Source organism: Micromonospora sp. BS32, assembly GCF_059089345.1.
In genome coordinates this window covers 1-390 of record NZ_JBSSHR010000158.1, presented here as the reverse complement: position 1 = coordinate 390, position 390 = coordinate 1, and the positions used below count along the sequence as shown (strand labels likewise).

The following is a 390-nucleotide window of genomic DNA, read 5'->3' as shown; positions in this document are numbered from 1 at the left end:
AGGGTGCCGACCGTGTCGAGCGCGGCGGACACGGCTCCGCCGTAGGCCCGGGCCAGGCCGCCCGCGCCGAGTTGGACGCCGCCGTAGTAGCGCGTCACGACGGCCACGGTGTCGCGCACCTGGCGGCCGAGCAGCACCTGGAGCATGGGGGTGCCCGCGGTGCCGCCGGGCTCGCCGTCGTCGCTCGCCCGGTGCAGGCGGCCGTCGGGGCCGATGACGTAGGCGAAGCAGTTGTGCGACGCGGTCGGGTGTTCCCTGCGGACCGCGCGGACGAACTCCTCGGCGGCTTCCTGGCCGGCGGCCGGGGCCAGCGCGCACCGGAACCGCGAGCGTTTGATCTCACTTTCGTACACGCCCGCGCGCGCCACCGTCAGATACCGATCCACCACC

The 390-nt window shown here is 74.9% G+C and carries 1 protein-coding gene; it reads right to left on the bottom strand.

Annotation, left to right across the window (positions count from 1 at the left end):
• The coding region (locus AC5RWQ_RS30715; protein WP_494286085.1) for an IMPACT family protein at positions 1 to 353 on the bottom strand (353 nt) is incomplete at its 3' end.
• Positions 354 to 390 lie beyond the last annotated feature (37 nt).